Source organism: Halomonas sp. YLGW01, from assembly GCF_014840935.1.
Taxonomy (GTDB): Bacteria; Pseudomonadota; Gammaproteobacteria; order Pseudomonadales; family Halomonadaceae; genus Onishia.
The window spans coordinates 3,432,666-3,453,067 of record NZ_CP062005.1 but is presented as its reverse complement, the minus strand read 5'-3'; the positions used below and the strand labels follow the sequence as shown (position 1 = coordinate 3,453,067).

Sequence of the window (20,402 nt, the reverse complement as noted above, 5' to 3'; positions counted from 1 at the left end):
GCGACCTCACCAACCGGTTGACGAAAGACACGCATTGTAGCGCCCGAAGCTCGGGTTATCCACATGGCGACGCATGCCGATCGCCCTGTGGACAACCCTGCGTTCATTGACTTGAGAACCGCTGGGCCGATCTGGGGATAACCTCCGGCTGTGGACAGATCGCGATGTTGTTCTCAGCTTGTCCCCCGACCGTTCGCCTGATGTCGACCGTTTCCCCACAGGATTGTGACGACTATAAAAATATGTAATGAATCACCTATTCCTACTTATCCACAGATATTGTCCCCACCATTAATCACAACATCAGTTAAAAGATCTAATAATAGTAATTGAAGCTATATGGCTGTTGATGACCCGTAAGACCCCAGGCCTCGACTGGATCTTGGGCATCGAAGGTCACGGCGAAAAACGCACCCGGGGTCAACGGAAAAATTGCACCGCGTCGGTGAATTCACTAGAATTCCCGGTCTTGAGCCGAATCTACCCGGGTTCCCCGTCGGAGCCAGGGCTTCGCCAATTAGACGTCATGTCCAATTAACCACGTGGGAATCAATAGTTATGAAACGCACCTTTCAGCCCAGCGTTCTCAAGCGCAAGCGTAACCATGGCTTCCGTGCACGCATGGCCACCAAGAACGGCCGTGCCGTCCTCGCACGTCGCCGTGCCAAGGGTCGCAAGCGTCTGAGCGCGTGATCTCGGATTGCACTTGCCCCATCAGGACTTTCCCCGGTCGCTGCGCCTGCTGAACGCCGGGGAATACCGTCACGTCTTCGACCATGCGTCACTCAAGGTTCACGGCAGGGGACTGCTGGCACTCGCCTGCGACAACTCCCTGGGCCACCCTCGAGTCGGCATGGTGTTCAGCAAGAAGACCGTGCGTCGAGCCGTCGACCGCAACCGTCTTAAGCGCCTAGTGCGTGAATCCATTCGTCACCAGCAGCATCGCCTGCCCGCCGTGGACATCATCGTCCTGGCTCGGCGCGGGGTTCACGAGCTGGATAATGACACTCTGCATCGCCAGCTTCATGGCATGTGGCGGCGTCTGGAAAAAGACGTTCGCAAGCAGTCGACCTCGCTGTCCTGATCGGACGTCCTCGCGATCCTCGGAGCCTGCCCTCGGCAGGCTTTCGTGTGTGTTGACGGGGCCACAAGCGCTGCACTGCAGAATGTTCATTTTCCATCGGGCAGGACCCTCATGGACGTAAAACGACTCCTCTTGCTGATTCCTCTCGCCGTGCTGGCCTACCTGCTGGTCGTGCAGTGGAACCAGGACTACGGCCAGGTCACCGCTGAGACCCAGGCGCCCACGGTCGCCACCAGTAGCCAGAACACGGGCCAGGCCAGCAACGACGAAACGTCGGGGCTGTCGGTTCCGACCACCTCGAACGGGGCATCGGAACTCAACGGCGACATGACCCAACCGGCCGCCGCCAACGGCAACAGCCGCGCCCTGGTCGCCGTGACCACCGATGTGCTCGATGTGCGCATCGACCCGCAAGGCGGCGATATCGTCTATGCGGCCCTGCTCGATCACAAGCTCACCAACACCTCCGACCAGCCGTTCGTGTTGCTCTCCGACAACATGAATCGCAGTTTCGTCGCCAAGTCGGGCCTGCAGCTCGAAGGCCACGAGGGGCGGATTGCCTTCACCCCGAGCCAGACCGACTATCGCCTCGATGAAGGCGAGGACAGCCTGACGGTGGAGCTGGGCGCCGTGGTCAACGGCGTCGAGGTCACCAAGCGCCTGACCTTCCAGCGCGACACCTACGCGGTCGATGTCGACTACTTCCTCAACAACGATCGTGAAGAGCCCGTCAGCGCGCGCTTCATCGGTCAGCTCGCCCGGGACAACAGCGCCGACCCGAGCACCGGCTCCGGCCTCGGTATGCAGTCCTACCTGGGGGCCGCCTACTCCTCGCCAGACAACCACTACCAGAAGGTCGACTTCGAGGACATTCAGGACGGCAGCTTCAACAACCGTGATGTCGAAGGTGGCTGGGTCGCCATGATTCAGCACTACTTCACCACGGCCTGGGCCCCCCAGCAAAACCAGCAGAACCTGTACTACGCGGCCACCGATTCGCGCGGACGCAATGTCGCCGCCTTCGCCGGACCGCTGCAGACGCTGGCACCGGGTGGTGAAGCCGCTCTGGGCGCCACCGTCTACATGGGGCCGAAGGTGCAGGAACGCCTCGAGGCCGTGGTGCCCCACCTGGAGCTGACCGTGGACTTCGGCTGGCTGTGGTTCCTGGCCAACCCGCTGTTCTGGCTGCTCGACCACATCCATGACCTGCTCGGCAACTGGGGGTGGTCGATCGTGGTCCTGACCGTGGTGGTCAAGCTGGTCCTGTTCCCGCTGTCGGCCAAGGCCTACAAGTCGATGGCCCGCATGCGCAAGCTGGGGCCCGAGATGCAGCGTCTCAAGGAACAGTTCGGCGACGACCGCCAGAAGATGTCCCAGGAGATGATGAAGTTCTACCAGAAGGAGAAGATCAATCCTCTGGGGGGCTGCCTGCCGATCCTGATCCAGATGCCGGTCTTCATCGCCCTGTACTGGATGCTGATGGAATCCGTCGAACTGCGCCACGCGCCCTTCATGTTCTGGGTGCAGGACCTGTCGGTGAAGGATCCCTACTTCATCCTGCCGATCCTGATGGGCCTGTCCATGTTCGTGCAGCAGCAGCTGAACCCGACGCCGCCGGATCCCACCCAGGCGAAGATCATGAAGATGCTGCCGGTGATCTTCACCTTCTTCTTCCTGTGGTTCCCGGCGGGCCTGGTGATCTACTGGGTGGTCAACAACACCATCTCGATCCTCCAGCAGTGGTTCATCACCCGCAACATCGAGAACGACCCAAGCGTCGGCAAGGGCATGAAGACCAAGGAGTGATCCTGGTCATCGCCACGCTTCCAGACCCCCGCCCCGGCGGGGGTCTGGCGTTTCTGCCCCCGTCACGGGACAATTCTCAGCCCCTGTCATCGGAGTCATCATGGCCGCCAGTCGTCTCTATACCCAGGACACCATCGCCGCCCTCGCCACCCCGCCGGGGCGTGGCGGGGTCGGCATCGTGCGCGTCTCAGGGCCGCTGTGTGCGGCAATCGCCCGCCAGATGCTCGGCACCCTGCCCAGGCCTCGTCAGGCGCACTATGGTCCCTTCCAGGGCCAGGACGGCATCATCGACGAGGGCATCGCCCTCTTCTTCGAGGGGCCGCATTCCTTCACCGGCGAGGACGTGTTGGAACTGCAGGGCCATGGCGGTCCGGTGATCATGGACCTGCTGCTCGAGTGCTGCGTGCAGCAGGGCGCACGGCTGGCTCGCCCCGGCGAGTTCTCCGAGCGCGCCTTCCTCAACGACAAGCTCGACCTGGCCCAGGCCGAGGCCATCGCCGACCTGATCGATGCCAGCTCGCGCAGTGCCGCAGAGAACGCCCTGCGCTCGCTGCAGGGCGAATTCTCGAGCCGGGTCGAGGCGCTGGTCCAGCGGCTGATCGAGCTGCGTATGTACGTCGAGGCGGCCATCGATTTCCCGGAGGAGGAAATCGACTTCCTGGCCGATGGCAAGGTCGCGGCCATGCTGACCGCGGTCAAGGAAGAGCTGGCCCAGGTCCGCGCCAGCGCCGGCCAGGGGGCACTGATGCGTGAGGGCATGAGCGTGGTCATCGCCGGGCGCCCCAATGCGGGCAAGTCGAGCCTGCTCAACGCCCTGACCGAGCAGGATACCGCCATCGTCACCGATATCGAGGGCACCACCCGGGACGTGCTGCGCGAGCATATCCACCTGGACGGCATGCCGCTGCACGTCATCGATACCGCGGGGCTTCGCGATACCCCGGACGCCGTCGAAAAGATCGGCGTCGCCCGCGCCTGGGCGGAGATCGAGAAGGCCGACCGGGTGCTGCTGATGGTCGATGCCAGCGCGAGCGAGGCCACCGACCCGATGGCGATCTGGCCGGAATTCGTCGCCCGCCTCGCCGATCCCGCCCGGCTGACCCTGGTCCGCAACAAGGTCGATACCAGCCAGGAAGCGCCGGGGATCGACTTGTCCACAGCCACCCCGGTGGTGCGTCTCTCAGCAAGAACCGGAGAGGGTGTGGATAACCTGAAGGAGCACCTGAAGACGGTGATGGGCTTCTCCGCCAACACCGAGGGCCGCTTCTCGGCCCGCCGGCGCCACCTGGATGCCCTGGATCGCGCCACCGCGGCGCTTGAGAACGGTGAGGCCCAGCTGGCGGGCTTCGGCGCGGGCGAGCTGCTGGCCGAGGACCTGCGCGAGGCTCAGCAGTCCCTAGGCGAGATCACCGGCGAATTCAGCGCCGACGACCTGCTCGGCGAGATCTTCGGCAGCTTCTGCATCGGCAAATGACGTCCCGGCGTCGAGCCTGCCTCTCGGGCAAGCGGCAGGCTCGGCCATCCCGCGGTGTTTCTGGCAGCAGAGGCGCGCTCACCTCTTGAACACCGCACCCTCCTGAATAGTTAACGCTTACTCACCGACCCACCAGCCGCTCTCGTGGCGGCCCTGTGGTGCCAAGATCGGGCGAATCCGGGCCATCGCTTCACCCAGCGCCTGTTCGAGCCCCCAGGGCGGATTCATCACCAACATGCCACTGCCGTACATCCCGTGGGCGGCCTCTCCGGGGTCCTTCAGGATGAATTCGCTGCGCCACAGCTTGCGCAGCCCGGCCCGCTTCACCTCTTCGAGCAGCAGACGGTGGCGCCCCGCCGGCAACAGCGGATACCAGATCATCACCACTCCATGGCGCGCCTTGCGGCCGACCTCGGCGAGGGTAGACGCGACCTCGGCATATTCCTCCTTGCGCTCGTAGCTTGGGTCGATCAGCACGCACAGGCGTGGTGTCGCCACCGGCAGTTGCTTCCTGAGCCCCTCGAGCCCATCGCCATGGATGCGCCGGGCGTTGCTCGGCAGAGCTTGCGCGCCCAGGTGCTCGTGCTCTCCCGGGTGCAACTCGAAGAGGCTAAGCCGGTCCTGTGGGCGCAGGGCCTGAGTCAACCACCAGGGCGAGCCGGGATAGACCGCCAGCCGGGATTCGCCCTCGGGCCGCGTCTCGCGCTGAGCCTTGGCAAGCGCATCGAGCCATTCCTTAAGCAGAGCATCACTGTCGCCCAGCCTTTCCCTCGTCTCCCAGAGCGGCGCCACCCCCTGACGATATTCCTGCAGCTTGCGGGTCTCCTGAGCATCCAGAGGATAGCAGCCGCGACCGGCATGGGTATCGACATACGTAACAGGTGATTTTTTACGTAATAAATGACGTATGACGGCAAGCAGCGTCAGGTGCTTGTGAACGTCGGCGAAATTGCCGGCATGGTAGGCATGCTGATAGGCAAGCATAGGCGGGTCCATGAAAAAGACCCGCGGGCTCGAGGAAGCCCGCGGGTCAGGATGCGGCCTGCCGAGGCAGGCGCAGGATGGTGTATTACTGCTGCTGCATCGGGCTCAGCGTGATTTCGACACGACGGTTCTGGGCACGGCCCTGTTCGCTGTCGTTGCTGGCGACCGGCTGATTCTCGCCATAGCCGGTCATCGACAGACGCATGCCGGGCACACCGGTCTGGGCGAGATAGTTGCCGACCGCCGAGGCACGCCGCTCAGACAGACGCTGATTGTAGTCGGCGGCACCAGTGCTGTCGGTGTGGCCGGCGATGTTCACGCGGGTCTCCGGGTACTGCTGGAGCACGTTAGAGACATCGTTCAGCGCCGAGCGGGCGGCAGTCGTCAGGTCGCTGGAGTCGAAGGCGAAGGTCACACTGCTCGGCATGTTGAGGATGATGTTGTCACCCTGGCGATCCACGCCGATGCCGGTGCCCTGCATGCTCTCACGCAGCTCGGCTTCCTGCCGATCCATGTAGGCGCCGATGCCACCGCCGGCGGCAGCACCGACCGCTGCACCGATCAGCGCACGGTCACGGCTGCTGGAACCACCGCTGCCACTGACCATGCCTGCCATGGCACCGACAGCAGCACCGATTGCGGCGCCGGTGCCTGTGTTGCTGCGCTGGGTTTCACCGGTGTTGGGGTTGGTGGTCGAGCAGGCAGCCAGCGTCAGGGCGGCAGCCAGCGGCACAGCAAGGCGGAAATAGTTGGTCATGCGGTTCACACTCCTATGGGTCACGAGCCCGTCAACTTGGTTAGTCGTCACTGACCATAGCCAAGAGATCATTGAGAAACAACAAACCCTGTGCAGAGGCTCGCAGATGCGAGGGATCTTCCACAAGTAATCCTTTATTGCGGGCCTCAAGCAGGCGTCGTTCCAGCATCTCCAAGGGGCGGCCAGTATGTCGGATCCAGGTATCGAGAGAGACTCCATCGACCAGACGAAGAGCATTCATGGCGAACTCCAGCACCAGGTCCTGCTCGGGGATACGCTGATGGCCGGCCACAAAACCGCGTGGATCCTTCAGGCGCCGCAAGTAAGACTCAGGCTGGCGGCTCTTCCAGCGACGCTCGATCTCAAGGCTCCGCTCTCCAGGGCGACTCAGCTTGCCATGGGCACCGGCACCGATACCCAGATAATCGCCGAAGGTCCAGTAGTTGATGTTGTGGCGCGCCTCACGCCCCGGCCGACCATAGGCCGAGATCTCATAGCGATGAAAACCGGCGGCCTCGAGCCGGGCATGCCCCTCGTCCTGAATGTTCCACAGCGTCTCTTCCTCGGGCAGCACCGGCGGATGAGAGTGAAACTCGGTATTGGGCTCCAGGGTCAGCTGATACCAGGAGAGATGCTCGGGCGCCAGGGCCAGCGCCCGGTTTAGGTCATCCAGCGCGAGCGCCGAACTCTGGCCAGGCAGGCCATGCATCAGGTCGAGGTTGATATTGTCAAAGCCCGCGGCCCGGGCCTGCGCAAAGGCGCGCTCGGCGTCGTCGCCACTATGGATCCGGCCCAAAGCGGCCAGTTGCGGGGCCTGGAAGCTCTGCACGCCCAGCGACAGGCGGTTGATGCCCGCCTCTCGATACCCCTCAAAGCGGTCATGCTCGACGGTGCCGGGATTGGCCTCGAGGGTGATCTCGATGTCCTTGGCGAAGGGCAATCGCGTGCGAAGTTCCTTAAGGAAGCGCCGATAGAACGCCGCCGACATCAGGCTCGGCGTGCCCCCTCCGATGAAGATACTGACCAACTCCCGTCCCGCGGCCAGCGGCAGGTCGGCATCGAGATCGGCGAGCAGGGCCTCTAGGTAGGCCTCCTCGGGGAGGTCGGCGCCATAGCCCACTCCATGGGAATTGAAATCGCAGTAGGGACACTTGCGCACGCACCAGGGCACATGCACATAGAGCGCCAGAGGCGGCAGAACACTCATACGGAGAGCTTCTCGAGCAGGGCCTGCATGGCCTGGCCACGGTGACTCAGGCGGTTCTTCTCATTGGCCTGCAGCTCGGCGGCCGACCGGTTGAGTGTGGGCACCCAGAACAGCGGATCATAGCCGAATCCGCCATCGCCGCGCGGCGAGGTGAGAATCTCGCCCTCCCAGCTGCGCTGCACGATCACCGGTACCGGATCCTCGGCGTGACGCAGGTAGACCAGCACGCACCAGTAGCGTGCCGTACGTTGGCCTGCCGGGACATCGACCAGGGCCTCGAGCAGCTTCTGGTTGTTGGCGGCATCACTCTTCGGCTCTCCCGCGAAGCGGGCCGAGTAGATGCCGGGAGCACCCTGCAGGGCATCCACTGCCAGGCCGGAATCGTCGGCGAGTGCCGGCAATCCACTGACGCGACTGGCTTCCCGCGCCTTGAGCAGCGCGTTCTCGACGAAGGTCAGCCCCGTCTCCTCTACCTCGGCGACCTGATACTCGGCCTGGGGCCTCACGGCGTAGCCCAGGGGAGCAAGCAGCTGATCGAACTCCTGCAGCTTGCCACGATTTCCGCTGGCCAGAACCATCTGTTGCGTCGTCATCATTACCCGACTCCTTGATGGGAAAGGCAGCCATTTTACCTGTCGTGACGATTCGGCGACATGTGGCGAAGGAAGGCATCCAATGACGCAGAACTAGAAGTATCACTAAAAAACATGGCTTCAAGAACGCAAAAAAAAGGTTGAGAGCTGAAAATTGGCTCAACACAGTACAGTAGACGTACCGACTCACTCATCAAAATATTACGTAACCACAAGATTATTAATGATTTTTTATAATCCCGGAAGAAGGCTTGGCCAGAGACGGGGAGGTGAGGAATGCCGTTTACTGTAACGCAACTTTACAAAATAGGAAGAACAGACAACGCTTAGACGAGATTAATGACCCCGCATCAGCTCAGCCTTCACCGGACCGGATACTAGATATTTCGTCGGAGTACAGATCATGAGTCATCCAGGCATCGCCATCCTGCTCGTCACGGACTGCAGTCCGCAGTCTCAACTCTTCATCGAATATATTCATGAACAGCTGGATGAGACCGTCAGTGCCCTGCCGCCGGATGCCTCTACCATTCCGGAAGGCAGCACCAAGAATATCGTCCTGTTGGATACGGACCATGTCAGTGAGGAAGCCATTCAGCAGTGGCACAACCTCTCCTTGGAAGATTCCACCGTTATCCTGGCGGCCTTGAACCTCCGCGATGAAGACCATGCAGCGGACCTACTCGCCGCCTACCACTTTCACGGCGTCTTCTATCGTAACGATAGCCTGATACTGACCTGCAAGGGAATCGGTCGGCTCATCGAAGGCGATCTGTGGATGTCACGCACCCTGATGGCGCGACTGATCAATTTCTACCGACAACAGCAGCGCAATGCCTATCGCCCGGTATGCGGGCTGACCCATCGCGAAATGGAGATCATCAGCCTGCTGAGTTCGGGCGCCTCCAACACCGATATCGCCGATAAACTTTTTGTCAGTGAGCATACCGTCAAATCACACCTGTACAACATCTTCAAGAAGATCAAGGTGCATAACCGCATTCAGGCCATGAACTGGGCGCGACAGAACCTGGCCACGACGCCTGCACCATTAAAAAAAATTCTCAAAGGGGCTTGAGAGACAAACCTGATTAACCATGAATTGTCACCCCTTAGGATAGGTGAGGCTAATGGTATCACCTGACTATTTTTTGTTTCCTCAAGAGTGTCATCCACACTTTCAACAACATCTTAGTTCCCTGGAAAAAAAAGGATGGAAAGGGCTGTCAGCTGACGAGGTCACCCTGAAAGAAGCTAAGGAAACGAGTTCAATTACCGTCGGGCTAGTAGCCATTTACAGCATTGACGACAATGTCTTTTCAGGAATCGAAAATCTGATTGGTCACTGCAAGGATATCGAGTGGGTCGGGTGGCAACTGTCTCCATCATCAAGAGAGGAAGAAGATGAAACTCTAGATAACTTCATCACACGTAATATCTACTGCTTTCATGGATGCGATGCCTCTGTTGACGAAATCGTCGAGTCACTGGTTCGATGCAGAAATATCTCGGAAATACGCAAGAGGCAACGAAAAAGAAATGACCAGAAGATAAGCAAGCTAGGCACCTCGGTAAAGATGTTGGGCAACACACCTTCCATGAAGACCCTTTTTTGCACAATCCAAAAAGTGGCGGCCGTGGATGCCCCCGTTTTTATCCGTGGTGAATCAGGGACAGGGAAAGAGCTAACCGCAAGGAGCATTCACGATCTTTCTGTACGTTGTGACGGTCCTTTCACGGCAGTCAATTGCGGGGCCCTGCCTACCCACCTGATTCAGTCCGAACTTTTTGGCCATGAGAAGGGAGCCTTCACAGGAGCAGTACAACGCAAAATCGGGCGTATCGAAGCGACCGAGGGTGGCACCCTGTTTCTCGATGAAATTGGTGATCTTCCGTTGGAGATGCAGGTCAATCTGCTGAGATTCCTTGAGGATCACAAAGTGCAACGTATTGGCGGCGTGGGCGATATCCCGGTCGATGTCAGGGTGTTGGCGGCGACTCATGTCGATCTGGAAAAAGCTGTCCAGGAAGGCAGCTTTCGGGAAGACCTGTATCATCGACTCAACGTACTTCAGGTATCCGTCCCTTCCTTAAGAGAGCGTAGCCAGGATATCGAAGCGATAGCCGAACATTTCTTGGAGAAATTTTCTCATGAGTCTTCATCAAGGGTACGAGGATTCGACCAGGATAGCAGGGAAATGATGAAGAGATATGAGTGGCCCGGCAATGTCAGGGAACTCATCAATCGTGTCAGGCGCGCCACTGTCATGTGTGAGAACCGCTTGATATCTCCTGAAGATATGGGACTCGAACGCCGCAGTAATGACTTCCGACAACCGATCACCCTGGAGAAGGCGAGGGACATAGCCGATTATGATGCGATCAACGCGGCCTTGGTCAGGAACAAGTTCAAGGTGCAAAGAGCCGCCAAGGAGTTGGGTATCTCGCGTGTGACACTCTATCGGATGATGGAAAAACATCGGCTTCACCGACACCCAGGAGAAGATGTAGATGGAAAAGGAAAAGGCTTAGCGCCAACGCCACTTAATATAGCAAATCTATCTCCTGGCTAGATAGATAAGAAGACCTCAATCAAGGATACCGGCCTAGCGTAAATTCCTTGAGGCCGACCCCGGATCAACTAAGCTGATGGCGAGGGAAGCATGATGACTGATCCGCCATTATTAGTTGGCAATTAATACTACTCGATGCTTACGACGCTGCTGGCATCACAAGGGATGAAAGGTAAGGGGACTACTATGATCAGTATGACCAAGAAGGTGTTCATGGCACCTAGCCTGCTATCCATGATGGTGGCCAGTGCCGCCTATGCACAGACATCGAACGACGAGAACATGGAGCAGGTGGGCCAGCCCCCTCCTCAGCAAGCCGCTCAGCCAGAGATTCAGGCGATTCCCGATATTGGAGGGGTGTTGACTCCGCAAGGCAGGCTAGTACTGGAACCCGAGCTCCAGTACTCGCACTCCAGTGTCAATCGACTGACATTTCGAGGTTCGGAAATCGTTCCAGCATTTCTTGTTGGTGTCATAGACGCAGAAGATGTCGACCGTGATAGCTGGACTGCATCGCTGACAGGTCGCTTAGGAGTAACCAACAGGTTTGAACTTGAACTAAAGGTCCCGTATGTGTATCGCGATGACACCTATGGGAACACCTCTAATTTGGGCGGTGCAACGAGGTATAGCGACAGATCACTTTCCGGCGATGGGATTGGTGATGTCGAGGTTGCAGCACACTATCAGCTCAACAGAGGGGGGAATGGATCCCCCTTCTTCATTGGAAACCTTCGCTATAAATCAACAACAGGTGAAAGTCCTTTTGATATTGATCGTGACAGCGATGGAATAGAATCTGAGTTAGCTACGGGGTCTGGATTTCATTCCATTGAACCGAGCCTGACTATTCTAGCCCCGTCAGACCCGGCAATTTATTTTGCCAACATTGGCTATCTATACAATATGAAGGATGATGTTAATAAATCAATAGGCGAATCATTTGTTGGAGAAGTTGATCCTGGAGATGCCGTCAGGCTGAGTTTCGGTATGGCTTACTCGATCAATCAAAAATCATCCTTCACTTTGGGCTATAAAAACGACTTTATTGGAGAGACAGAGACTGAAGTGAATGGTGTGACATTTCCATCTTCTTCATTAAATATTGGCTCAATGTTGCTTGGATGGTCGTATCAACTAGATCCGGATGTCGCTCTAAATCTCAATCTAGAATTTGGCATTACAGAAGACGCTCCGGATACCACTCTCACCCTTCGCTCGCCCTTTGGATTCAATGTTTTCTAATAGAGAAAAGAAAAGACAAGGAGCTCGATGATATCGAGCTCCTTGCCATTTTACAGCACCTCCAATCCGGTATAATCAATAATTATGAAGAGAACGTATAAATGAAGCACGCTCCCGAGCAGACCGGATGTCTCCAATATTATTAACCTTGATATCAATATTTATGCTTTGAGATATATCCTGCCCCGAACCATTACTGACGACAGCGCTTACGATAGCATTTCTAGTTATTTTATATAGCGCCGCTGTAAAGCTCTCAGCGTCGGACATTGCCAACCCGGAAAAACTGGCGAGGCCCGATAGATTGAATGAATCAGGTGCTATCTGTGTAACTGGATTAGCACTGGGACTCACGCTGGTAACACCCGGCGATAAGCCTGATACCTCTTGCGAGACGATATTGATACCGGCTTGTGTAAAAGCCAACTGCGTCTTCATGCGTACCATGCCATCGATCTTGGTCTGCAAGGTGGCACCGAAGTCCATGTCGACGCCGCCAATCGAGAAACCTCCACGCAGTTCCTGCATGTCGTCCATCGGAATGATGGTGGCATGTGCAGTGGTGTAGATATCTTCCTGAAGTGGTGCCATGGCGGCCTCTTGCAGGAGCAGGCTCTCGGTACCTGCAGCCGCCGATACAGTGGTCGCCCCCAGCAGCAATACGGCGAGGAAGCTATGTCTTGATACGCTCCGACAAGCGACTATCTTACTGATGTTTCTTGACGCTTTCATGGTTTGCCACTCCTGTAGTGATAAACCGTATAGTGATAAATCTTTGATCCCCGGTTCATATGAGCGCAGCAATTAGCGCCCCAGTTCATTGCGTCCCGGCAGTGGCAACATGGCCGAACCGGTGGCCGAGCGCTGCATGCCCTGGTCGAGTGGAGATTCCGGACGAACCTGCCAATCTCGATCATTGTTGAAGTACTGTTGCGCCAGGAGCATATCCTCACGAGCTCCCAACACACTTCCCGTCCATAGGGTCTCGAAATGTTCCTTGGGCACCACGACAGTGCCGACGGCCGGGTCCCCGACCAGCACATTGCCGTCATCCATGCCCTTGATCACCACGAAATGCTTGTATCCCCCCGTATTGATCAGAGTGATGGCGGGCAAGCCGATATTGATGAAGTCCTCGAGCTTGACGCGAAAGCCATCGGAGTCGAGTCCCCGCGAATCCAGGTACTGCTTCATGTCCAGCATGGAAAAGCCGTAGATACGAATCTTCTCCACATCCCCCTTCTGTATCATCGACTCGAAGACGGCCGCTTCCGTGGTGGGGCGCTCGTAGTGGTAGGTCAGAAGAGTCGCGACGGCTGCCGAACCACAGCTGAAGTCGTATTGCTGACGGACCACATTCTCCCAGCGCAGCTCATTCAGGCTCTCGGCCTTGACCTGAAAGGAACCAAAGGGGTTGGCGATCGTCACGGGGCCTGCTGCTGCAGGCTGAGCCGACAGTCCCAAAGTGACCGAGATGACCGCTACACGAAATAACTGCGACATCAGATTCGTGCCTCTTGTCGTTTCACCGGCGCCTTAATCGAGCACCATCATTGTGGATTGACGATATAGACACTGATGCCCACCGCCCCACTCACGGCATTGGCGTTACCTGTGGTGATATTGAACACCCCGACCCCTCTGAAACTGTTCAGTGAATCCGCCTCGATCTTGACGTTCCCGGTTCTCACGTCTCCTCCAACATTGAAGGACGTGGTTTCAACCGAGGTATCGACGTTCTGGATGCTCTGCACATTGGTCAAGTTGATTCCTTCCTTGCCTCGCGCCTCCTCCATCTCACTCATATCGAGACTGTTCTGATCACCGAAGCCGCTGGATACAATGGACTCGTCGGCATGGCTTGACTGACTTATTCCCACAGCAACTACTAATCCTGCGCCGATGAGAATGGCTCTGTACCGAGGCGAGCAAACACTTGTTGCAAACATGGCCTGGCACTCCTTGCTTTGAATACTCTTGATGAGCAACAGGCTGGCGGAGCAAGCTCCGCCAGCCGTTCACAATTACTCCTCAGGATGAGATCGTTCCGATATCACATCGGTCGAACTCTTCCATCAGTTGCCGATGTTGACGTTGCTGTGAGCAGCAACGTTGGTACCGGCCACCTGGGAGTTGTAGATGCCAGTGGAGACGTTCATGTTGGCGATACCGCCGAAGTTACCGGCCGCCACGCTAACGTTGGCCGCACCGGTGCTCAGCAGAGCAGCTCCGCCAGCGCCACCGGCACCACCGGCACCGCCATTGCCGCTGGAGGCAGTCACAGCACCACTGGTGGCACCACCGCCACCACCGCCGTTACCAGCCCCGCCGTTACCGCTATCGGCTGTGGCATAGGCGCCGTCACCGCCATCACCGGCATTCGCCCTACTATCACCGGTACCTGCGCCGGTTCCGGCGCCGCCGGTTCCAGTTCCGCCATTGGCACGAGCGGTTGCGTCGGCATTGGCATCCTGGTCGACACCACTACCGCCGCCGCCACGACGACCGCCGCGGTGTGCCATTCCACCGCCAGCACCTTCACTGTTATTCAGTGCAATGGCGCCTGCATCGGAATCGGCATCGGCATCACCTTCGCCACCTACCCCAAAGCCCAATCCAAGGCCGAGGCTGCCGGCATCACCGCCATCATCGCCATCACCACCTCTGGCTTTGGCCTTGCCACCATCGCCGCCGTTGCCGTTGCCGCCATTACCCGCAACGGTAAAGTTCAGCGCAGCGGCATGCCCACTGTCGCCACCATCGGCACCACGAGCACCGTTACCTCCATTCACATTGATGGCGGCACCACTGACATGTGATTTCATCTCCTGCATGGAGATCACGCTGGTGGAGGTATTGAAGGATTCGCTGTAGGCCCAAGCATCGCCGCCTCGACCGGTCGAACCACCTGCAGCGCCAGCACCATTACCGGTACCAGCGGCACCGCTGCCATTACCCCCGGTACCGCCGTCACCGCCATAGTTGCCGTCGTCATCTCCACCCCGACCAGGGCGACCGCGAGACGCATGCTGGGCCCCCCCTTGACCTCCACTTTCTGCATCACCGCCGTTGGCGTCACCGCCCCAGCCAGTGCCACCGACTCCCAGGCCCAGACCGCTGCCACCATTGGCGTTACCGCTATTTCCGCCGGTAGCAGAGGCGCTCGAGTCGACTCTTTGAGTGGTATTGTCGTCGGCAACACCGACACTCGGGTTGGCGTGCGCAGCGGAAATCGCCATCACCAGAGCCAGCAGCGAAGTACCCGCGATTACATAGTTTTTCATGACCGTTTCTCCAGTCTGGATAGAATCCCTTGCCTCAAGCTGCGAACCGTGACTCGTCAGTGAACCGGTAGCGGTCAATGGCTGGCGGCATCCAGTCGCAGTCGATATTCACTGGGCATAATGCGTGCCAGCTTTTATGAAACGGTTTGTAAATCACTGTAAGTTTCAGGAAATAAAAACGGGGAGGGGGAGGGGCAAGCCTTTGGCTGGTAAAGGCGGTTAACCGTCGGCATGGAAACTGTTTCATCCATGTAACTCAGCCAGAGGAAGCGGATCAGTGAAAGTGCTCTATAACGTTGTAATTCAATATATTAAGGCGGGAAAAGGAAATGGCTCAGCAGTGATACAAGAAAGGAGAAGATGGGAGAGAAGACGTGGAATGGCGCCAAATGGAGAGGGGAAAACCGCATGGAAACAAGGGGGTTAATGACGCCGTATACTCTTGTAAACCAGCACACGACGTCTTTATTAGAGGTGGGGAAATCAGGCGTGATTCATGTGCTGATGGATCAGTTCGGCCAGCGTCTCGCTGGCATTGTCGGCGGTCGTATCCAGGTGGACCAGGTGGCGTCGTTCCTCATCGCTGAAGGGCTCGAAATGCGCAAGCTGTCGCTCGAGTACGGCGAGGCTCGCCTCGGAGGGATCGCCACCCAGCCGGGCACGCTTCTCGATCCGTGCTCTGAGGGTGGCCGCGTCGGCCTCGAAGCTGATGATCATCACCGCCAGCCCTCTCGCTTCGGCCTGATCGGCCAGCAAGTCACGCTGTGAACGCTTCAGGCAGGTGGCATCCACACACACCGACAGTCCCGCCTCGAAGAGGAGGCCGCAGAGCCGGGCCAGGTGCTGATAGGTACGCTCGGTCGCCTCGGGGGTATAGATATCCACACCCCCCTGGCGGCTATCGGCCTGTGGAGCGAAGCCATACAGGCGCTTGCGCTCGACATCCGAGCGCAAGCGCACGCCCCCCAGCCGCCTGACCATTTCGCCGGTGAACCGACTCTTGCCACTGCCGGATACCCCGACCCCGATCAGCAGATAAGGGAAGCGGAACTCGCTATAGCCTTCCGCCAAGGCCAGATAACGCTGATATTCGGACCAGAGCGACGTGCGCTCATCGGCCGGGAGCCCCGGCTCGGCATGACGCAGCATGGCGACCTTGGCCCGCACCAGGGCACGATAGATCTTGTAGTAGTCGAGCACCCGCACCAAGGCGTAGTCGCCGGAGAGCTCCAGGTAACGGTTCAGGGCATGACGCGCCAGCATCAGCTCGCCCCGGGCCTCCAAGTCCATCAACAGAAAGGCCAGGTCACAACCGATATCGTTCCAGCGCAGGGCGTCATTGAACTCGATGCCATCGAACAGCAACGCCCGGCCCTGATGACGCACCGCGTTACCCAGATGGATGTCGCCGTGGGTCTCGCGAACGAATCCCTCGCGATGGCGCTCGGCAAATACCGGCGTCAGTCGCGCTTCCATCTCGCCCACCCGTTCCTGAAGCTCCTCCAGCCGCTCACGATCTTGTGAACCGGGCAAGCGCTCGCCGATCAGCGAGAACTCCCGGGCGACGATGCCACGAGTCGAGTCGGCGCTGCCATGATGACTCGTTGCCTCGACCCTGGCCGCCTGCTCGTGGAAATCCACCAGCTGATCGACCAAGTCATCGAGCAGCTCCAGCGACAGCTCGCCATCGGCCTGCAGGCTGCTGAACAGATGGCGGTTGCTGAACTGGCGCATCTTAACCGCATACTCGAAGGGGGCGCTGTCATCATTGAGCCGAGGTGCCTCCGGCGAGCCGGAGATCGGCACCACATCCAGATACAGGCTCGGCGCCAGGCGTCGGTTGAGTCGCACCTCCTGTTCGCACAGGCCGCGGCGCTTCTCCAGCGTCGAGAAATCGAGGAAACTGCCGAAATCCACCGGCTTCTTGATCTTGTAGGCATAGTCGCCGGTCAGCAGGATCCACGAGATATGCGTCTCGTGGAGCTCGATCTCGCCCACCGGATGGTCGTAGCAGGCCGCCTCGCGCAGGGCCTGGATCAGGACGTCGCTCACGATGATGTCTCCTCGTCAGGCCGGTCGCATGGCGGCGAAGGCACGCTCGGCGCCATCCAGGGTGGCCTGGATGTCTTCCGGAGTATGGGCGTTGGACATGAAGCCGGCTTCATAGGCCGAGGGCGCCAGGTAGACCCCCTCGTCGAGCATCAGCGAGAAGAAGCGACGGAAGGCCTCGGCGTCACAGGCGGTCGCCTGGGCGAAGTTGTCGACCCGCGACTGGGCGGTGAAGAAGAGCCCAAACATGCCGCCGGCCCGCTGGGTGATCATCTCGATTCCTGCGGCATCGGCCCGGGCCTGGAGGCCATCGCAGAGGGTCTCGACCCGCTGGGTGAGGGCGTCGTGGAAGCCCGGCGCCTGAATCTTGGTCAACAGGGCGATGCCCGCGGCCATGGCCAGCGGATTGCCGGCCAGGGTGCCGGCCTGATAGACCGGCCCCAGCGGCGAGAGCTGCTCCATCACCTCTCGCTTGCCGCCGAAGGCGCCGACCGGCATGCCACCGCCGACGATCTTGCCAAGGCAGGTAAGGTCCGGCGTCACGCCGAAGTGCGCCTGGGCGCCGCCCTTGGCGACCCGGAAGCCGGTCATCACCTCATCGAAGATCAGTACACTCGAATGGCGGTCGCAGGCCTCGCGCAGCGACTCGAGGAAGCCCTCCCGCGGCGGAATGCAATTCATGTTGCCGGCCACCGGCTCGACGATGATGCAGGCCACCTGATCGCCGATCTCCTCGAAGCAGGCTTCCACCGCGTCGATATCGTTGAAGGGCAGGGTCACGGTGTGCTCGGCCAAGGAGGCCGGTACACCCGGCGAGCTCGGCTCGCCGTGGGTCAGGGCGCCGGAGCCGGCCTTGACCAGCAGCGAATCGGAATGGCCGTGGTAGTTGCCCTCGAACTTCACGATCTTGTCGCGCCCGGTATAGCCCCGCGCCAGGCGGATCGCCGACATGGTGGCCTCGGTGCCCGAGTTGGTCATGCGCACCAGGTCGATAGACGGCATGATCTCGCAGATCAGCTCCGCCATGCGGGTCTCGATGGCCGTCGGCGTGCCGAAGGACAGCCCCATGTCGAGTCGCTCGCGCACCGCCCCCAGCACGTCCGGGTCGGCATGCCCGGTGATCATCGGCCCCCAGGAGCCCACATAGTCGACGTAGCGCTTGCCCTCGACATCATGCAGGTAGGCGCCCTGGGCGCGCTCGATGAACACCGGCGGACGGTCCATGCCCTTGAAGGCACGAACCGGCGAATTGACGCCGCCCGGGATATGGCGACAGGCCTGTGCGAAGAGCTCTGCGGAGGTGGTCATGGAAGCCTCTCGGGTCTGATGCAGCGAATTTTGTGGATAAGTCTCTGGACACTGCGGATAACTTTCGGTGAGTGCCCTGTGGATAAGCTATGGGTTGGCGGTGTCCGCGGCCAGCTGCCGATTCAACGCGACGACGCGTACCTCGGGATCCTCGCTGCCGAACACCGCCTCGACGGTAGCGGCCAGGTCTGCCCCCGCCTCGCGCACCTCGGCGATGTTATCGAGCGAGATGCCGCCGATCGCCACCCGCGGCAGGCCGAACCGCCCAGCACCGGCGAGCAGCGACAGGTCCGCTGGCGATGCCGTGGGCTTGGTGCGCGAGGCGAAGAAGCGACCGAAGGCCAGGTAGGAGGCGCCCTCGGCGGCGGCCCGCTCGGCGAGCTCCAGCCGATCATGGCAGGTGACGCCGATGATCGCCGTGGGTCCCAGCCGGCGCCGGGCCTCGCTCACCTCGCCATCCTGCTGGCCGAGGTGCACACCGACCCCCTCATGGCCCGCCCGATGCAGGCGCGCGGCCAGCGCCACATCGTCATTGATGATCAGCGGCACCCCGTGGGCCGCGCAGCGCGCAGCAAGCGCACTCGCCTGACGCCAGCGCTTCTCGTCATCGCCGGACTTGTCCCGGTACTGCAGGAGGGCCAAGCCACCGCGCAGCGCTGCCTCGCAGGCGTCCAGCAGCCGCGCGTCATCGGGCAGCAGGCGGGCGTCGGTGATGGCATAGAGGCCACGGGTCCAGTCGGGCTTCAACATCGTCACTCCGAAGTGATGGCGGGGCTCGGGTGGCGCCACAGGCGGCGTGGCAGGGCCTGGCCATCGGCCGGGCGCCAGCCGTGGCGCAGTGTCTGCCAGGTGTAGGCCTGGGCCAGCTCGCAGGCCTGGATCAGGCTCTCCCCCGCGGCCAGGTGTGCCGCCAGGGAGGCCGCCAGGGTGCAGCCGGAACCGTGGAAGGTGCCGGCCAAGCGCGGCCATTGCCATTGACGCCCATTGTCTGGCGTATGCAGGGTGTGAACAACCTTGTCCTCGGCGCTGCCCGCCGCCGGCGTATCGGTGCCGGTGACCAGCACCGCCTGACAGCCCTCGGCCATCAGCGCGATGGCGCGATCGGTGTCATTCTCCCAGCGCGCATCGGTGAGCCGGGCAAGCTCATCCCGGTTAGGCGTCAGGATATCGACCCGTGGCAGCAGCCGGGCATGGAAGGCATCGATCAGCTCGGCGGAGGTGAGCTCGCGGCCACCGCCGGCCTTGAGGACCGGGTCGACCACCACCGGCACCCCGGGATAGCGACCCACGATGTCGACCACCGCGTCCAGGCTCTCCAGATCCGCCACCAGCCCGACCTTGATCGCGGCCACCGTGAACTCATCCAAGGCCGCAGCCATGGCGCGCATCTCATCGCCGCGACAGGGCATCACGGCACGCACGTCACAGCTATTCTGCACCGTCAGGGCGGTGGGGATGGTCAGTGGCCAGGCGCCGCAAGCGCCGATGGCCTCGGCATCGGCGGTCAGCCCGGCCCCGCCACTGGGGTCGTGGCCGGCCAGCACCAGCACCACCGGCAGGCGACGGGTATCGTGCATCGGGGAGTCGTGGGCATGAGGCATCAGAACGGCTTGACCACCGCCAGGATCACCACCAGCACCAACACCAGCACCGGCGCCTCATTGAACCAGCGGAAGAACACATGAGACTTGTGACAGGTACCCACGGCCAGCTTCTTCAGGTACGCCAGGCACACATGGTGGTAACCGATCAGCAGTACCACCAGCGCCAGTTTGGCATGCAACCAGCCCTGGCTCATCAGTCCCGGCACCATCGCCAGCATGCTCACCCCGAGCACGATCACCGCGATCATCGAGGGCATCATGATGCCGCGATACAGCTTGCGCTCCATGGTCAGGAAGTAGTCGATGGCCTGGGTGTCGCCGGCATCGCGCGCCATGGCGTGATAGACGAACAGCCGCGGCAGGTAGAACAGCGCGGCAAACCAGGTCACCACGGCGATCAGGTGCAGGGCCTGAATCCATAGGTACATAACCAC

General features: G+C 60.0%; 20 protein-coding genes. 7 read left to right on the top strand and 13 right to left on the bottom strand.

Translation table 11 applies throughout. The features are described 5' to 3' along the window. Positions 1-558: 558 nt before the first annotated feature. From rpmH to mnmE, 4 genes are all read left to right on the top strand, one after another. The gene (gene rpmH / locus IEJ03_RS15785) at positions 559-693 is read left to right on the top strand and encodes a 50S ribosomal protein L34 (RefSeq protein ID WP_092388829.1); all 135 of its coding nucleotides are present in this window, start codon (positions 559-561) and stop codon (positions 691-693) included. A 13-nt stretch (positions 694-706) separates the two neighbouring features. Further along, positions 707-1,084, top strand: a complete 378-nt coding sequence (gene rnpA, locus IEJ03_RS15780; RefSeq protein ID WP_192035734.1) for a ribonuclease P protein component — start codon at positions 707-709, stop codon at positions 1,082-1,084. 111 nt (positions 1,085-1,195) lie between these two features. After that, positions 1,196-2,890 (top strand): membrane protein insertase YidC, encoded by a 1,695-nt coding sequence (yidC, locus tag IEJ03_RS15775; RefSeq protein ID WP_192035733.1) that lies wholly within the window; start codon positions 1,196-1,198, stop codon positions 2,888-2,890. Between the two features lie 100 nt (positions 2,891-2,990). Next, positions 2,991-4,364, top strand: a complete 1,374-nt coding sequence (mnmE, locus tag IEJ03_RS15770) for a tRNA uridine-5-carboxymethylaminomethyl(34) synthesis GTPase MnmE (protein ID WP_192035732.1) — start codon at positions 2,991-2,993, stop codon at positions 4,362-4,364. Between the two features lie 117 nt (positions 4,365-4,481). On the opposite strand, the gene rlmJ is transcribed toward mnmE, so the two are convergent. The 4 genes from rlmJ to rdgB all read right to left on the bottom strand — a co-directional run bounded on the left by rlmJ (position 4,482) and on the right by rdgB (position 7,908). Then, positions 4,482-5,348: a 23S rRNA (adenine(2030)-N(6))-methyltransferase RlmJ gene (gene rlmJ, locus IEJ03_RS15765; RefSeq protein ID WP_192035731.1), complete on the bottom strand. Its 867-nt coding sequence runs from the start codon at positions 5,346-5,348 to the stop codon at positions 4,482-4,484. A gap of 85 nt (positions 5,349-5,433) precedes the next feature. Continuing rightward, positions 5,434-6,105, bottom strand: coding sequence for an OmpA family protein (locus IEJ03_RS15760; RefSeq protein ID WP_192035730.1), 672 nt, complete (start codon positions 6,103-6,105; stop codon positions 5,434-5,436). Between the two features lie 40 nt (positions 6,106-6,145). Continuing rightward, positions 6,146-7,312, bottom strand: a complete 1,167-nt coding sequence (gene hemW / locus IEJ03_RS15755) for a radical SAM family heme chaperone HemW (protein ID WP_192035729.1) — start codon at positions 7,310-7,312, stop codon at positions 6,146-6,148. Then, positions 7,309-7,908, bottom strand: coding sequence for an RdgB/HAM1 family non-canonical purine NTP pyrophosphatase (rdgB, locus tag IEJ03_RS15750; protein WP_192035728.1), 600 nt, complete (start codon positions 7,906-7,908; stop codon positions 7,309-7,311). Before rdgB ends, hemW begins: the two co-directional genes overlap by 4 nt. Positions 7,909-8,308: 400 nt before the next feature. Here rdgB and IEJ03_RS15745 point away from each other — a divergent pair, with 400 nt between their 5' ends. From IEJ03_RS15745 to IEJ03_RS15735, 3 genes are all read left to right on the top strand, one after another. Continuing rightward, positions 8,309-8,983 carry a LuxR C-terminal-related transcriptional regulator gene (locus IEJ03_RS15745; RefSeq protein ID WP_192035727.1) on the top strand — a complete coding sequence of 225 codons (675 nt, stop codon included), beginning with the start codon at positions 8,309-8,311 and terminating at the stop codon, positions 8,981-8,983. Between the two features lie 52 nt (positions 8,984-9,035). Next, entirely contained in the window at positions 9,036-10,478 is a 1,443-nt protein-coding gene (locus IEJ03_RS15740) for a sigma-54 dependent transcriptional regulator (protein ID WP_192035726.1), read from the top strand. A 186-nt stretch (positions 10,479-10,664) separates the two neighbouring features. Further along, positions 10,665-11,723: a transporter gene (locus tag IEJ03_RS15735; RefSeq protein WP_192035725.1), complete on the top strand. Its 1,059-nt coding sequence runs from the start codon at positions 10,665-10,667 to the stop codon at positions 11,721-11,723. Between the two features lie 75 nt (positions 11,724-11,798). Here IEJ03_RS15735 and IEJ03_RS15730 read toward each other — a convergent pair whose 3' ends face one another. From IEJ03_RS15730 to hemJ, 9 genes are all read right to left on the bottom strand, one after another. After that, the gene (locus IEJ03_RS15730) at positions 11,799-12,455 is read right to left on the bottom strand and encodes a hypothetical protein (protein ID WP_192035724.1); all 657 of its coding nucleotides are present in this window, start codon (positions 12,453-12,455) and stop codon (positions 11,799-11,801) included. A 72-nt stretch (positions 12,456-12,527) separates the two neighbouring features. Beyond that, complete coding sequence (locus IEJ03_RS15725; protein WP_192035723.1) at positions 12,528-13,226, bottom strand: C39 family peptidase; 699 nt, start codon at positions 13,224-13,226, stop codon at positions 12,528-12,530. A 47-nt stretch (positions 13,227-13,273) separates the two neighbouring features. Then, positions 13,274-13,672: a hypothetical protein gene (locus IEJ03_RS15720; RefSeq protein ID WP_192035722.1), complete on the bottom strand. Its 399-nt coding sequence runs from the start codon at positions 13,670-13,672 to the stop codon at positions 13,274-13,276. A gap of 126 nt (positions 13,673-13,798) precedes the next feature. Continuing rightward, a complete protein-coding gene (locus tag IEJ03_RS15715) occupies positions 13,799-15,007 on the bottom strand; it encodes a hypothetical protein (RefSeq protein WP_192035721.1) in 1,209 nt (402 codons plus the stop codon). 483 nt (positions 15,008-15,490) lie between these two features. Continuing rightward, positions 15,491-17,059 carry a bifunctional aminoglycoside phosphotransferase/ATP-binding protein gene (locus IEJ03_RS15710; protein ID WP_192035720.1) on the bottom strand — a complete coding sequence of 523 codons (1,569 nt, stop codon included), beginning with the start codon at positions 17,057-17,059 and terminating at the stop codon, positions 15,491-15,493. 15 nt (positions 17,060-17,074) lie between these two features. After that, positions 17,075-18,364, bottom strand: a complete 1,290-nt coding sequence (hemL, locus tag IEJ03_RS15705) for a glutamate-1-semialdehyde 2,1-aminomutase (protein ID WP_192035719.1) — start codon at positions 18,362-18,364, stop codon at positions 17,075-17,077. 87 nt (positions 18,365-18,451) lie between these two features. Next, positions 18,452-19,114, bottom strand: a complete 663-nt coding sequence (thiE, locus tag IEJ03_RS15700) for a thiamine phosphate synthase (RefSeq protein ID WP_192035718.1) — start codon at positions 19,112-19,114, stop codon at positions 18,452-18,454. Between the two features lie 2 nt (positions 19,115-19,116). Next, the gene (locus tag IEJ03_RS15695) at positions 19,117-19,941 is read right to left on the bottom strand and encodes a hydroxymethylpyrimidine/phosphomethylpyrimidine kinase (protein ID WP_192035717.1); all 825 of its coding nucleotides are present in this window, start codon (positions 19,939-19,941) and stop codon (positions 19,117-19,119) included. Between the two features lie 23 nt (positions 19,942-19,964). Continuing rightward, the gene (gene hemJ, locus IEJ03_RS15690; protein WP_192035716.1) at positions 19,965-20,396 is read right to left on the bottom strand and encodes a protoporphyrinogen oxidase HemJ; all 432 of its coding nucleotides are present in this window, start codon (positions 20,394-20,396) and stop codon (positions 19,965-19,967) included. Positions 20,397-20,402 lie beyond the last annotated feature (6 nt).

Excerpts from the sequence above, each read along its gene's own strand:
- rpmH (WP_092388829.1), top strand. The coding sequence starts at position 559 with ATGAAACGCACCTTTCAGCCCAGCGTTCTCAAGCGCAAGCGTAACCAT.
- yidC (WP_192035733.1), top strand. The coding sequence starts at position 1,196 with ATGGACGTAAAACGACTCCTCTTGCTGATTCCTCTCGCCGTGCTGGCC.
- mnmE (WP_192035732.1), top strand. The coding sequence starts at position 2,991 with ATGGCCGCCAGTCGTCTCTATACCCAGGACACCATCGCCGCCCTCGCC.
- rlmJ (WP_192035731.1), bottom strand. The coding sequence starts at position 5,348 with ATGCTTGCCTATCAGCATGCCTACCATGCCGGCAATTTCGCCGACGTT.
- IEJ03_RS15760 (WP_192035730.1), bottom strand. The coding sequence starts at position 6,105 with ATGACCAACTATTTCCGCCTTGCTGTGCCGCTGGCTGCCGCCCTGACG.
- hemW (WP_192035729.1), bottom strand. The coding sequence starts at position 7,312 with ATGAGTGTTCTGCCGCCTCTGGCGCTCTATGTGCATGTGCCCTGGTGC.
- rdgB (WP_192035728.1), bottom strand. The coding sequence starts at position 7,908 with ATGATGACGACGCAACAGATGGTTCTGGCCAGCGGAAATCGTGGCAAG.
- IEJ03_RS15745 (WP_192035727.1), top strand. The coding sequence starts at position 8,309 with ATGAGTCATCCAGGCATCGCCATCCTGCTCGTCACGGACTGCAGTCCG.
- IEJ03_RS15740 (WP_192035726.1), top strand. The coding sequence starts at position 9,036 with ATGGTATCACCTGACTATTTTTTGTTTCCTCAAGAGTGTCATCCACAC.
- IEJ03_RS15735 (WP_192035725.1), top strand. The coding sequence starts at position 10,665 with ATGATCAGTATGACCAAGAAGGTGTTCATGGCACCTAGCCTGCTATCC.
- IEJ03_RS15730 (WP_192035724.1), bottom strand. The coding sequence starts at position 12,455 with ATGAAAGCGTCAAGAAACATCAGTAAGATAGTCGCTTGTCGGAGCGTA.
- IEJ03_RS15725 (WP_192035723.1), bottom strand. The coding sequence starts at position 13,226 with ATGTCGCAGTTATTTCGTGTAGCGGTCATCTCGGTCACTTTGGGACTG.
- IEJ03_RS15720 (WP_192035722.1), bottom strand. The coding sequence starts at position 13,672 with ATGTTTGCAACAAGTGTTTGCTCGCCTCGGTACAGAGCCATTCTCATC.
- IEJ03_RS15715 (WP_192035721.1), bottom strand. The coding sequence starts at position 15,007 with ATGAAAAACTATGTAATCGCGGGTACTTCGCTGCTGGCTCTGGTGATG.
- hemL (WP_192035719.1), bottom strand. The coding sequence starts at position 18,364 with ATGACCACCTCCGCAGAGCTCTTCGCACAGGCCTGTCGCCATATCCCG.
- thiE (WP_192035718.1), bottom strand. The coding sequence starts at position 19,114 with ATGTTGAAGCCCGACTGGACCCGTGGCCTCTATGCCATCACCGACGCC.
- IEJ03_RS15695 (WP_192035717.1), bottom strand. The coding sequence starts at position 19,941 with ATGCACGATACCCGTCGCCTGCCGGTGGTGCTGGTGCTGGCCGGCCAC.
- hemJ (WP_192035716.1), bottom strand. The coding sequence starts at position 20,396 with ATGTACCTATGGATTCAGGCCCTGCACCTGATCGCCGTGGTGACCTGG.